The organism is Pseudomonas jessenii (genome assembly GCF_002236115.1).
Taxonomy (GTDB): Bacteria; Pseudomonadota; Gammaproteobacteria; order Pseudomonadales; family Pseudomonadaceae; genus Aquipseudomonas; species Aquipseudomonas jessenii.
In genome coordinates this window covers 110,893-123,903 of the sequence record NZ_NIWT01000008.1, presented here as the reverse complement: position 1 = coordinate 123,903, position 13,011 = coordinate 110,893, and the positions used below count along the sequence as shown (strand labels likewise).

9 protein-coding genes are annotated in these 13,011 nt (G+C 61.5%); all 9 read left to right on the top strand.

Features of this window, described 5'->3' with window-relative positions; all coding sequences use genetic code 11:
• The first annotated feature begins 9 nt into the window (after positions 1–9).
• The 9 genes from gntH to PSJE_RS25525 all read left to right on the top strand — a co-directional run bounded on the left by gntH (position 10) and on the right by PSJE_RS25525 (position 13,003).
• Positions 10–1,485, top strand: a complete 1,476-nt coding sequence (gntH, locus tag PSJE_RS25565; RefSeq protein WP_208601457.1) for a guanitoxin biosynthesis MBL fold metallo-hydrolase GntH — start codon at positions 10–12, stop codon at positions 1,483–1,485.
• Positions 1,486–1,535: 50 nt separating this feature from the next.
• Positions 1,536–2,537, top strand: a complete 1,002-nt coding sequence (locus PSJE_RS25560) for a CobW family GTP-binding protein (protein ID WP_090454884.1) — start codon at positions 1,536–1,538, stop codon at positions 2,535–2,537.
• 136 nt (positions 2,538–2,673) lie between these two features.
• Positions 2,674–3,639: an alpha/beta hydrolase gene (locus PSJE_RS25555; RefSeq protein ID WP_090454885.1), complete on the top strand. Its 966-nt coding sequence runs from the start codon at positions 2,674–2,676 to the stop codon at positions 3,637–3,639.
• Between the two features lie 23 nt (positions 3,640–3,662).
• Positions 3,663–5,516, top strand: coding sequence for an acyl-CoA synthetase (locus tag PSJE_RS25550; RefSeq protein ID WP_090454886.1), 1,854 nt, complete (start codon positions 3,663–3,665; stop codon positions 5,514–5,516).
• A 9-nt stretch (positions 5,517–5,525) separates the two neighbouring features.
• Entirely contained in the window at positions 5,526–6,530 is a 1,005-nt protein-coding gene (locus PSJE_RS25545) for an NAD-dependent epimerase/dehydratase family protein (protein WP_090454887.1), read from the top strand.
• 126 nt (positions 6,531–6,656) lie between these two features.
• Entirely contained in the window at positions 6,657–9,374 is a 2,718-nt protein-coding gene (locus tag PSJE_RS31965; RefSeq protein WP_159439180.1) for a winged helix-turn-helix domain-containing protein, read from the top strand.
• A gap of 156 nt (positions 9,375–9,530) precedes the next feature.
• Positions 9,531–9,917, top strand: a complete 387-nt coding sequence (locus tag PSJE_RS25535) for a RidA family protein (RefSeq protein WP_208601458.1) — start codon at positions 9,531–9,533, stop codon at positions 9,915–9,917.
• A gap of 13 nt (positions 9,918–9,930) precedes the next feature.
• Positions 9,931–11,007, top strand: coding sequence for a cupin domain-containing protein (locus PSJE_RS25530; protein ID WP_090454889.1), 1,077 nt, complete (start codon positions 9,931–9,933; stop codon positions 11,005–11,007).
• A gap of 169 nt (positions 11,008–11,176) precedes the next feature.
• Positions 11,177–13,003 carry a DUF1302 domain-containing protein gene (locus PSJE_RS25525; RefSeq protein ID WP_090454890.1) on the top strand — a complete coding sequence of 609 codons (1,827 nt, stop codon included), beginning with the start codon at positions 11,177–11,179 and terminating at the stop codon, positions 13,001–13,003.
• Positions 13,004–13,011 lie beyond the last annotated feature (8 nt).

Sequence of the window (13,011 nt, the reverse complement as noted above, 5' to 3'; positions counted from 1 at the left end):
ATTGCACAGATGAATGACCAGCAGATGCCTGAGGGCAGTGAACAGGCCGACAACCACCCTTCGCGGCGAAATGCGCTGAAGACCCTCGGTGTGGCTATGGCCGGGGTCGCCGGTTTTGCTCTCGGGCGCAACGCACCTGCCGATGCTGCCGTCAGCCCGCAAGTGAACGCAGTCGAGAGCCCGGAGAGCGATATGGACGGCAACCCCTATGGCGGTGGCCCGGGTACTGGCATTACCTTCCCACCTTACTACCGTCCCACACCGTCACTGAACAATAACAACAACTACTTCCCCGGTACCGAAGAGCTGGGCAAGGATGAGATGCGCATTTCCTTCCTCGGCAGTACGCCCATGCCACCGACCCGCAGCCAGGCGGGCACTTGCATTATGGTCGAACTGGGCAATGGCAAACGCTTCTTCTTCGATTTCGGCTCCGGCTGCGTGCGCAACATCTTCGCCATGCAGGTGCCGTTCCAGACAGTCAATGACATCTTTCTGACCCATCTGCACGTCGACCATTACGCGGATCTGCCGTACCTCTACTGTTTTGCACCGTGGATGGGGCGCTGGAAGCCGTTGCGTGTACACGGTCCTTCCGGGCGTACGGACAAGGACGGTATCAAGGCGATGGTCGCCGGCATGCAGGCCATGACTCACTGGCACACCGACAGCTTCAATAGCTTCCCCATCGGTGACGGGTACGAAGTGGAGGTCAACGAGTTCGACTTCCGTGACGACAATGGCATCTGCTACGACCAGGATGGGGTCACCGTTCGCCACTGGCGTCGTTCCCATACCAAGGACGGCGCAGTGGCCTACCGGCTGGACTGGAACGGCCTGTCCTTCGTCTGGACGGGGGATGGCCTGCCAGACAAACTCACCGAGAAGTACGCCGCCGGTGTCGACGTGTTCGTCACCGAGTTGCAGCCCGATCTGGGCACCCTCAACTCGCTCAAGTTCGGTGTGCCGCCGGTGATGCTCAACAGCACGATCGACATGGCGCACACCACGCACTATGAGGCGGGCTACCTGATCAATCAGGTCAAGCCGCGGCTGGGCATGATCACCCACTTGAGTCTGGACGAAGCCATCGTGCCAGAACTGTTGGCGGGCATACGCAGCCATTGGAAAGGGCTGTTCCAGTTTGGCGCGCCCGACGTAGTCGTCGTCAATGTGACCAAGGACGCCATCTGGACCCGCCGCGCCGCGCTGCCTGAATCGGCCAGTCCGCGCACGCCCAGTGCCAGTGAAGCCGCCGAGCTCTTCGATCTGGGACCGACCAACACTGAGGTACGTTTCCCCAACCCGCGCCATCGCATCGAGGACGTTCAGGAGCAGTACGTGCGCGACCAGCACATCGACCGCCACCTGGCGGCACCGCCGGGGCTGTACCGCGAGCCTTACAAAAACTTTCCGCGCGACTTCACGATCAACGTGCTGCAGATGGCCTGGAGCAAAGTGAAAGCGCGATTCTTCGGCGGCTGAGCCTGCCTTTCTCCTGCAACGGGCCCGCGCAGGCGGGCCAGGTACCCCGCATGTCAGATTTCGACATTTTCGCCACCGCCAAGGCCACTCCGCTGACCGTGCTGACCGGTTTTCTGGGGGCCGGCAAGACTACTCTGCTTAATCGTCTGTTGAGCGAAGACCATGGCCTGCGTATTGCCGTGCTGGTCAACGACTTCGGCGCGTTGAACATCGATGCTGAACTGGTCGTCGGCGTTGACAGTGACGTGGTCAGCCTGGCCAATGGTTGCGTGTGCTGTTCTGTGCGCGACGACTTGCTGCAGGCGATCGAGCAGGTACTGGTGCGCCCGGAGCAGCCCGAATATGTGATCCTCGAAGCCAGCGGTGTTGCCGACCCGGCAGGCATCGCGATCACCTTCGCCAACCCCGCCTTGCGCGAGCGTATTCGTCTGGACAGCATCGCCTGTGTCGTCGATGCCGCTCAAGTGTTCGAAGCCCCCGAGCAGATGGAACTCAAGCTGCGTCAAATTGCGTTCGCCGATCTGCTGCTGCTGAATAAAGTCGATCTGGTCGACGCCCCTCACTTGACCCGGGTGCGTGGATGGCTGGACGAACACTTCCACCGTTATCGCTTGCTGGAAACGACGCGGTGCGTCGTGCCATTGGAGATCCTCCTGGCAGCGGGGCGGCTGGATGCAGTTCGCGAACCGGCGGTGCATGGACATCGTTGTGACGAGCATTGCAGTCATCCCCATGAGCATGCCGACGAAGCACACCACGAACGACAATTCAGCACCTGGAGCTTCCAGAGCGCGCAGCCGTTTTCGCTGGATGCACTACGTCATGCGGCAGCTCGCCTGCCCAGTCAGATCTATCGCTGCAAGGGCGTGGTGTATTGCCGGGAAGTACCCGATCAGCGGGTGATTCTGCAGGTGGTCGGCAAGCGTGTGGACATTGCGTTGGGTGGCAGTTGGCAGGGACAACCGGCGGTCAGCCGGATCGTCGCCATCGGAGCGCCCGGTGCCATCGATGTCGCCATCCTGCAAGGCAGCTTTGAGGCCTGCCAGCTCTGAACCGGGCGCTTATATCCGTTGTGAATCGTCAATTCTGAGTATGGGCGTGCCGCCAGTCCGTTCGCACTATAGGCACAGGACCGCCAGTCAGAGCGGCCTGGTGTTCTAAGCATCCGTATTTCCTTGAGGACCTGTCATGAGCCAGAGCAGCACTTTCGCTATCGATCCGCGCGTCTTCGATCCGGCCTGCATCGACGCCAGCACCCACGCCGCCAACGACAGGCTGGAGCAGATTCTAGGCGGTCTGCCGACCATCCTGCAGATTCCCGCCCAGGTAGCACGCGACGCCCGCACCAGTGGCAAATCCTTCCTCGGCCCTGTGGTTCTTTCGCCCAATGGCCGCGAGCAGATGATTGACGGTCCGGCCGGGCCACTGCCGCTGCGTGTGTTCGCGACGAAGGGGGCGACGGGGGTTCTGTTGCACCTGCATGGCGGCGGTTGGGCGCTGGGCGCCCATGACCAGCAGGACTTTCTCCTCGATGCCATTGCCCAATCCACCGACATGGCGGTGGTCAGCGTCGGCTACCGGCTGACACCGGAACACCCGTATCCCGCCGCCAATGATGACTGCGAAGCCGCCGCGCTGTGGCTGGTGGCCAACAGTCAGGAATTGTTCGGCACCCAGCGCCTGATGATCGGTGGCGAATCGGCGGGCGCGCACCTGGCCGTGACCACATTGTTGCGCCTGCGCGACCGTCATGGCCTGACCCCCTTCAGCGCCGCCTATCTGACTTATGGTTGTTACGATCTGGCGCTGACGCCGGGTGCCCGCAACTGGGGTGAACGTAACCTGGTGCTGTCGACGCCCATCATCCGTCAATATCTGGAATGGTTTGCGGCGCCGGATCCGTACTCGCCAGATGTCTCGCCACTGTATGCCGACCTCTCGGGCCTGCCACCGGCGCTTTTCAGCGTGGGCACCCTCGACCCGCTGCTGGATGACTCGTTGTTCATGTCCAGTCGCTGGAGCGCTGCCGGCAATCAGGCCGAGCTGGCCATCTACCCCGGTGGCATCCACGCCTTCAATGCCATGCCAATCCCGCTCGCGGCCAGTGCCAACGCGCGTATCCAGAACTTCCTCAAGCAGCGCCTTGCGGATTGAGCCTCAGTACGAGAAGACCTGCCATGAACAGTACCTACGAACTCATCGCTGCCACCGCCGCTCGCCTGCCCGAGCAGGTTGCATTGCGTTTTCTTCCCGATGCAGATCCGTCTGCCCAGTCGTTTACCTGGCGTTATCGCGAGCTGTTCGAACAGATCACTCGCTTTGCCAACTGGTTGCACACGGCCGGCATCGGACGTGACGACAGCGTGTCTATCGTGCTGCCGAACCTGCCACAGTTTCACTTCGCCTACTGGGGGGCGCAGGCAGTGGCCATCGCCAACCCGATCAATCCGATGCTGGAGTCCGCCCATATGGGATCGATCCTGCAGCGAGTTCAGGCGAAGGTATTGGTCACACTGGCGCCAGGGCCGGACAATGCGCTGTGGCCGCAGATCGAAGAAATGGTCGATCAAGTGCCCAGTCTGCGTCACATCCTCTGCATAGATCCGGCGCAATTCACCGAAGGTGCTGCACCAGCGATACTCCCCGAGTGGCTGGGCGCGGTGGCAGTGAGTGATTTAGACCGCGCGCTGGCAAGCCAGCCGGGCGCACGATTGCTTGAACGGCGCAGTTTCAGCGCCAGCGACACCGCCGCTTACTTCCACACCGGCGGCACCACTGGCATCCCCAAGGTGGCGCGGCATACTCATGGCAACGAAATAGCCATGGCACAAACGTTGGCCAGCGGGCTGGAGTTAAAAGGCGGCAAGTTCCTTTGCGGATTGCCGCTGTTCCACGTCAACGGCGTGATGGTCACTGGCCTGCTGCCGTTCCTTATCGGCGGTTCGGTACTGCTGCCTACTGCCGCCGGCTACCGCGGCAAAGGCGTGATCGCCAATTTCTGGAAGTTGATCGAGCGCTACAGCATCAATTTTTTCAGCGGCGTACCAACGGTCTACTCCAGCCTGCTGGAGGTACCCATCGGCGACGCTGATGTCAGCTCGCTGCGCTATGGCGTGTGTGGCGCGGCGCCGCTGTCACCCGAACTGATGCGCCGTTTCGAGGGCGCGACAGGCGTTCGGCTGCTGGAGGGCTATGGCCTTACCGAGTCTACTTGTGCCAGCACCATGAATCCGGTTCATGGTGAACGCCTGGTTGGCTCCATTGGCAAGGCTCTGCCTGGAATCGAGGTCAAGATCGTTGAACTGGATAGCGAAGGACGTTATCTGGGCGATTGTCCGGATGAAACGGTCGGTCAATTGGTGATCCGTGGCACCACGGTTTTTCCCGGCTACCTGGACGAGGCTGCAAATCGCGACCTGTTCCTCCCAGGCGGTTGGCTAAAGACCGGCGATCTGGCGCGACGCGATGCTCGCGGTTTCTTCTTTCTCACCGGACGTGCCAAGGACCTGATCATCCGCGGAGGGCACAACATCGATCCGGCGGTGATCGAGGAGGCACTGCTCAAACACCCGGCAGTGCTTGGCGCAGCAGCGGTCGGCAGACCCGACCCCCACGCCGGTGAACTGCCGGTAGTCTACGTCGAGTTGCGTGCTGGCCAGATGGTGTCCGGTGCCGAACTGGCCGCTCATGCCGCCGTGCATATCCATGAGAGGGCGGCCATCCCCAAAGCGATTCATGTCATCGAACGCATCCCGCTGACTGCCGTTGGCAAACCGTTCAAACCGGCGCTGGTCTGGCGTGAAACCGAAGATGCCTTGGTCAGCGCCCTCAGCACCGTGGTCGGAATCGACCGTTTCTGTGTCGAGGTTGGCCAGGATGCGCGCCATGGCACCTTGGCCAGGGTCAGCCTGCTCGATGTACCGGCGAACCGGCGCGCCACGCTTGAACAAGCCGTGTTGCAAGCGCTGGGTGTGTTTGCCGTCCACCACGACATCCACTTTGCCGACAGCCCATGCGGCTCAAAGTCTTAAGGATTGACCATGACTGAAAAAACCATACTCGTACTCGGCGCCCAAGGCGTGCTCGGCCAATTCACTGCACGCGCTTTGCAGGCGGCCGGGTATCGTGTGTTGCGCGGTGGGCGGCGCCGTGAAGCGGCCGAGGATTTTCGCTGGGTAGACCTCGATGTGCCGGGCAGCCTGAGCGCCGCCCTGAAAGGCGTGGATCTGGTGGTCAGCAGCATTGAGGATCCTGAGGTGCGCGCCGAGCTGGAGGTTCTCCGGCAGGGGGGAGCGATGCTGTCTCAGGCGACCATCCCGGCCTCGGCACGGCGACGCTTGCAACAGGTGGCCGAGAGCGGCGCTCGGGGGACGCTGGTACTCAATTCGGGTTTTTCCGGTGTTGGAGCGCTTGTCGCGCGGCAGTTGCTGGAGGAGTACCCACAAGCCACCCGAATTGAGCTGGGCTACATCATTTCCGCCGGTGGTTCTGCCGGGCTCGCAGGCAGTCGTTACATTCACCGCCTGCTGGCTACGCAACCACAGCTTCGCGTGCAAAACCGCAAGTTCCCGGCACCTCGTGGTGTTCGTCCCTGTTTCGACTTGAGCGATAACGACGAGATCTGGCTGTCGTCCGAAGTCAGTGGCAAACGCCTCGTGCAGACCTGGCTGGCGGTCGCTGAACGGCCGCTTAGCGGTCTGTTGCGACTGCTCAACAAGCTGGGTTTGCTGGCACGTCTTCCTCAAGCCGCACTGACCGCGATGGTCAGGCTCAAGCCGATGCCTTCCAGGCTCACCTGTGAGCCGATGCGCTCGCGCATTGCTCTCTACCAGAATGGTCGATTGCTGGTGGCACAAGGCGTATCGGCCGAGGGCGACTACAACTCCACTGTGCAGTCAACCTGCCTGTTTGTCGGCGCCTTGCTGGCTCAGCCTGAAGGCGCGTGGCCGCAAGGTCTGTATGGCGTTGAAGATCTGTTTCGCCTACACGATCTACGCGCTGACCTGGAGCAGAAACGGATCCTGGTGCAAGCCCTGGTGGATTGAGATTGACGTCGAAGGTGAATGGACACCGGCTAATCCGTCGCGCCGCGATTGCGACTATCATGGATGGGTACCCGATCCGAGATGCCCGCTCATTAGCGGGCTGCTGTACATGAGATGGTGAGGTGTATGTCCCAGGTGGCCGGTCCGCACAGTAACGCCCCGCACAAAGAGCCGCGTACGCGCCTGTTCATGGCCAAGCTGCAGCCGCCACACGCTCCCGGCCACGTAGTTTCGCGCGCGCACCTGTTCGAGCCGCTGTTGAAAGCCCTGCCGGCAGGGTTGATGTTGGTGACGGCACCAGCCGGCTTTGGCAAGACAACCCTGCTGGGGCAGATCCATGACTGGATGCAGAGTAAAGGCGTAACAACCGGCTGGCTGTCGCTTGAGCGTGCCGACGACGAATTCGGTCGCTTTGTCGCCTATTTGCGTGCAGCCATGACCCCTGTTCTGAGTGGCGCCGGGCATGACCCGCTAGAGATACCGGACAGTCCGCTCGCCGACGCGATGGAGTTGACCGAGCAGATTGCTGCTTGCGACAAACCGTTCACCCTGTTTCTCGACGACCTGCACGAAGTCCACAACGCGGATATCCTCGGACTGCTTTCGCGCCTGCTTTCCGTTCTCGGACCGGAGCAACGTCTGGTGGTTGGCACGCGCGAACTGCCCATGCTCGATATCCATCGCCTGCGGGCCTATGGCAAGGCGGTGGAGCTGGACGCACGCAAGCTGCGTTTCAGCCTCGAAGAAACCCGAACCTTTCTGCAACAGGCCCGGCTCGACGCTCTGCCAGAAGGCGACATGCAATACCTGCACGAGCGCACGGAAGGCTGGGCAGCGGCCGTTCAGTTGGCTGTTCTGGCCTTGGTCGGCAGTCAGGAAAGCCCGCGGGCGCTGCTGGATGCTTCGCTTTCGGTCGAACAAAACGCCGATTATCTTGCCCACGAGGTATTCATCCGCCAGCCTCCAGAGGTGCAGGATTTCCTGCTGCGCACGAGCATTCTGGAGACCTTCTGTATCGAGTTGTGTGATGCGATCAGAGGGGAACACGATAGTTGGGAAATGATCCGACGGGTGGAAAACTCCAACCTTTTCGTCTCACCACTGGACAGCCGCAAGCAGTGGTATCGCTTTCACCAGATGTTCACCGGCTTTCTTCGTCAACAACTGAGCCGACGCAAAGATATCGAGCAGGCTCCCCTGCATGTCAATGCGGCGAGCTGGTTGCGAAGCGAGGGCCACTGGGCTCGGGCGGTCGAGCACGCCCTGCTCGGGCAGGACAACGAGTTGGCGGCGGCCATCATGAACGAATGTGCGGAGGAGTTCCTGGTTGCCGGGCGCAATACTACGCTGGCGCAATGGTCCAGGCTGATCCATGTGGACCTGATTGTACGCAACCCGGCCCTGCATGCTGCGGTCACGTTGTCCTTGATCTCCCTGCATCGGCATGAGGAGGCGCGCGTACTGATTCAGCGATTCCTCGAGCAATCTCCCATCCTGGACGATGCGCGTGGTGCGCGTGTACTCGCCCTGCAGGCTTTCCAGGTCGTGTGGTCCGACCGCCTGGACGAAATCGATCAGTGCCTGGCGCAGGCCCGGGCCTGTGAGGCGCAATTGGAGCCGGTGTTCTGGAAGTGGACCCTACGCAACTGTGAGGCCTATCTGTTGCTTCTGAATAATCGCCTGCCGGAGGCACGGCGGCTGGCCGTCACCGCCAAGGCAGCGTTGCAGAAGATAGGTGGCCTCGCTTCCATCGTTTACTCCGACACCCTTGTGGCGTTTTGCGACCTGCTGCAGGGCGAGGTGCGTAGCACGATCGTTTACCTGGAGCGGGCCCTGGAAAGTTGGGAGCCTCCGGGCGAGCGCTTCTGCACCTCCAACACAACGATCGCCGCATTGCTGGCCGAAGCCAACTATCTGGTGCGGGCCTTCACGCCGAGTCGTGAGTTGCTGGACATCTTCATGCCGCTGATCAAGGAAGGTGCCTTTCCCGAGGTACTGATCAGCTCCATGCGCGTACGTACTCGTATCGCCCAGATGGACGGCGAGCCGGAACGCGCTATCGAACTGCTCAACGAGCTGGAATCGCTTGGCGAGCAGCGCAATCTGCCACGAGTGGTTGCCAGCGCCTGGCTGGAGCGTGCACGCCAGGCTCTTCTGGCCGGCAACAGCACCGCCGCTCGTCGTCACCTGGAAATGGCCGATCAGGCCGGGTGTTGGGGTAAAGCGGAGTTTCTTAATACCTTCGCCAACGATGTGGAAACTCCGCAGATCGGTAAGCTGCGTTGCCGGATTGCAGAAGGCGATGGCAGTGCTGCAGGCGAACTGCAGCGCTTGCTCGACCAAGCGCTACAGGACAGTCGTCTGATACGCGCACTGACATTGCGCATTCTACTGGCGCAGGCGTTGTGGGTTGGGCAGCGCGAAACGCAGGCTGTGGCGCAGATGCAGCAGGCACTGGCCGATGCCGTCGGCGAGCGACTGGTGCAACCTTTCGTCGACGAACCCTGGGCCTTGGCTGCACCGTTAAATGCGGCGCTGGCCACTCCCGGTAACCTGCCTGCGCGCTTTCTTGACGAACTGCGCGGCGCCTGCAAACTGGATGCCGACGGGCAATCTCCGTCTTCAGCCGGGGAGTCAGCTGCCAGCCGCGGCATACTTAGCTGCCGTGAAGTGGAAGTGCTGGAAATGATCGCTGCCGGCATGAGCAACAAGGAAATTGCCCGCAAGCTGTTCCGCTCCGAGGCCACCGTGGCCACCCATCTGCGCAATATCTACTCCAAGCTTGAAGCCAATGGACGCATACAGGCGATCCTGACGGCGCGCCAGCGCGGTTTGCTCGACTGATTCGGCAGACTGCTCCGCTGATCGACTCATCCGAATAGATGAGTCTCCCTCCAGAAAATCGTCAATCAGAAGGATAGGGCTGCTCCTCCCCAGCCTCCATTCTTGCTCTATCGCGTCGCCAAGCAGATGCGCATTCAGCCTCAATGGGAGTCTCAAATGAAAATAATCAACCCCACTACCGTGATGCCGCCGCAGGGCGGTTACTCACAGGGCATCCAGGCTGCCAACCTGGTGTTTGTCGCCGGCCAGGTCGGCGTTGATGCGCAGGGCAAACTGACCGGCGATGCCGCAATGGCCGAGCAGACTCGCCAGACCATCGCCAACGTCGCTGCGGTGCTGGCCGAGTCCGGGGCCCGCCTGACCGATGTCGTCAGTGCCACGGTTTATGTGAAGAGCTTTGCCGAATACAAGGTATTCGATCAGGTCTGGCAGGAATGCTTTGGCGAGCATAAACCGGCACGCGCCACGGTCCAGGCCGAGCTGGTGCTGCCGCAACTGCTGGTGGAGATCCAGGCCATCGCCGTCATTGCGCAGTCCGCTTGATCAGGAGCACACCATGAGTAGTGAAGAACGACAGCTGGGGTGGGACAAAGGGCCGACCGGTCTGCTCGGCGACGAGGAGGGCGAGTCCTGGTGGATGCCGCAACCGATGGGTGGCTATGTCACTTTGAAGTATGTGCCGGCGACCTTCCCGAACAACATGATCGCCAACGGTTTCCAGGTCTTGCCTGCAGGAGGTGAGATTCCGCAGCAAGCCCATCGTGCCTGCGACAAGTTGTGGTACGTGATGGCCGGCAGTGGCGAGGCCACGGTCGATGGCAAGGTACAGCGCGTCAGCCAGGGCAGCCTGGTCGCCGGTGGGCGCAACGTGAGCATGGGGATGCGCAACGACGGCCAGGAAGATCTGAAGATCTTCTTCACAGTGTGGCCGCCGGGACTCGAAGAGGCCTATGCCGCCATCGGGCGCCCGCGCACTCCTGGGGACGCAGCTCCCGATCCCTTCGAGGCTCCGGCGAACTGGAAAGAACTGATGCGCCCCGCACGCTGGGCCGACGATGAGTCAGCGCGCGGTGCCGGGTTGAAGAAGGGCGGGGCCCTGGTCGTCGGACCGGACGAGAGTGACGACTTCTGGCAGCCGCCGCCGGGTGGCTATATCTATCTCAAGCTCAGTCCGAAGAACTATCCCTCCAACTACATGATTGTAGGCGGCCAGGTACTGCCCCCGGGCGGCTTCATACCCAGCCATGCGCACACTGCCAACGAGGAGGTGCTGCTGGTGGTCAAGGGCAGCGGTTATGTGGTGGTGGACGAACAGCGCCTTGCGGTCGGGCCGGGTTCGTTGGCTTACGTCGACCGCTGGGTGCGGCACAGCTTCGTCAACACGGGCGACGAGGACATGCTGATTTTGGTCACCTTCCACCCGCCAGGGCTCGAGAAGCTGCTCAGCTCGATGGGCCCGCGCCGGCAGAAGCACGAACAGGCTCCGGACCCGGCCCTGTTCCCGCCAATGGATCCGGCAGTCATGGCCCAGGTCCTGCGCGGCGCCACCCTGTGCATGCCGGATAAGGCAATGGAGCGCGAGCAAGTGCTGATACCACCGAAGCTCGACGGCAGCATCGACTACGGCGACTGAGTCACGCCACCACGACAGCCTGCTTTGGCGTCTTGCCAGCGCAGGCTGCCTCAGAAAGTAGACAGTCCGCGACTCGCCGGATTGCCCGACAGACCTGCGAAATGGCTGGGGCGAGGGCCGAAGGCATCGACGTGGGCGAATGAATCATAGAAAAAGGTGAGTCCGTTAGATGAACAACAATAAGAACTGCCGTGCAAACCTGCGTCGAGGGCTTCTGGCTTGCGCGACCCTGACCGGCTTGGGCATCGCGCCCGTGCAAGCCGTGGAAATCGGTACGGGCAATGAAGACTGGACCGTACGTTTCGACAACACCTTCAAGTTCAACTACGCCCAGCGCGTCGAAAGCCCCAACTCGAAACTGGCCAACTCGTGGAATAACAACGACGGTAATCGCAACTTCTCATCGGGCAGTGCAGTGTCCCAGCGCCTGGACGTGCTCTCCGAACTGGACGTGACCTACCAACAGAAAGCCGGTTTTCGCGTCAGTGCCAACAGTTGGTATGACCATGCCTACGACGATGTCGGCAGCGACAATGCGGCGACCAATCAGCTCAATAGTGGTCGGCCGGACTCCCGACACGTGAGCGGTTATGTCGATCGCTACTACAACGGCCCATCGGCCGAAATCCTCGATGCCTTCGTCTTTGGCAGCACGGAAATCGGCGAAGAGTCGCTGCTCAGCGCCAAGCTCGGCAAGCACACCCAGTACTGGGGTGAAAGCATCCTGGCCTTTGCCCACGGCAACAGTTTCGGCCAATCCGGCCTGGACCTTTCCAAGGCGCTGGCAGTGCCAGGCACCGAAGCCAAGGAGCTGTTCATCCCGCGTAACCAGCTGTCCACCAGTTTGACGGTCAGCCCGGAGCTGACCCTGGGGGCACAGTACTTTCTCGACTGGGACGCTTCGCGGGTGCCGGAGTCCGGCACGTATCTGGGCTTCAACGATGGCCTGCAGAATGGCGGGCACAACCTGTCGCTGATCGGTGGTCTCAACCCGCTCTTCGGCGTGCCCGGGCCGATTGGCGCCAACCAGTTCCTGCGCCTGAGCAATGGCCATACCTTCACCCCGGACAAGCACGGCGACTTCGGTCTGATGGCCAAGTGGAGCCCGGAGTGGCTGGACGGCACCCTGGGTTTCTACTACCGCAACACCTCTGACATCTTGCCCAACCTGGCCCTGCAACCGACCGCCATCGGCCCGGCGCAGCTGATCTCGGGTAATGCTGGCAGCTACAACCAGTTCTATGTCGATGACATCGATATCTATGGCATCAGCCTGTCGAAAAGCATCGCCGGGGTCAGCGTCGGTTTCGACCTGAACTACCGCGAAAACATGCCGCTGGCCAGCGTCCCCGCGACCGTCAATCCGGCTGCGGCCGCCCGCGGCGTGCCCGGTTTCATCGGCAGCTTCAACGGCGAAAACGGCGTGGCTCGCGGCAACACCGTGCACGCGGTGCTCAACGGCCTGACCACCTTTGCCGACACACCGGTCTGGGACAGCGCTTCGTTGCTGGTCGAACTCGGTTACAGCCGCTGGCTGGACGTGACCGACAACAAACAATTGTTTAAGGGCGAAGACTGGTACCACGGTACCGACAAGGTCTCCAAGGACAACTACATCGTCGGCGTCAACTTCAACCCGACCTGGTACCAGGTGTTCCCCGGCATCGATATGTACCTGCCGATGACTTACAACGTCGGCCTTAACGGCAACTCCGCCGTCCAGCTCGGCGGTAACGAGGACTCCGGCAGCTACTCGGTCGGCGTCGGCATGGACGTGCGCAACCAGTACCGTTTTGACCTGAAGTACGTGGACAACTTCGGTCCGTTCGATACCTGCGATTCACCTGGCAGTGCAGTCAATCCAGGCGCTGGCGCGGCACCGGGTGCCAACGGGCAGTACAACTGCGTGCCCGGACAAACCACCGCCTTTGGCGGTACACCGGCCCAGCTCAAGGATCGCGGCATGGTCACTTTCACTTTCAAAACGACTATTTGATCGAACCG

Coding starts and splice junctions, on each gene's coding strand:
- gntH (WP_208601457.1), top strand. CDS start 10: ATGAATGACCAGCAGATGCCTGAGGGCAGTGAACAGGCCGACAACCAC.
- PSJE_RS25560 (WP_090454884.1), top strand. CDS start 1,536: ATGTCAGATTTCGACATTTTCGCCACCGCCAAGGCCACTCCGCTGACC.
- PSJE_RS25555 (WP_090454885.1), top strand. CDS start 2,674: ATGAGCCAGAGCAGCACTTTCGCTATCGATCCGCGCGTCTTCGATCCG.
- PSJE_RS25550 (WP_090454886.1), top strand. CDS start 3,663: ATGAACAGTACCTACGAACTCATCGCTGCCACCGCCGCTCGCCTGCCC.
- PSJE_RS25545 (WP_090454887.1), top strand. CDS start 5,526: ATGACTGAAAAAACCATACTCGTACTCGGCGCCCAAGGCGTGCTCGGC.
- PSJE_RS31965 (WP_159439180.1), top strand. CDS start 6,657: ATGTCCCAGGTGGCCGGTCCGCACAGTAACGCCCCGCACAAAGAGCCG.
- PSJE_RS25535 (WP_208601458.1), top strand. CDS start 9,531: ATGAAAATAATCAACCCCACTACCGTGATGCCGCCGCAGGGCGGTTAC.
- PSJE_RS25530 (WP_090454889.1), top strand. CDS start 9,931: ATGAGTAGTGAAGAACGACAGCTGGGGTGGGACAAAGGGCCGACCGGT.
- PSJE_RS25525 (WP_090454890.1), top strand. CDS start 11,177: ATGAACAACAATAAGAACTGCCGTGCAAACCTGCGTCGAGGGCTTCTG.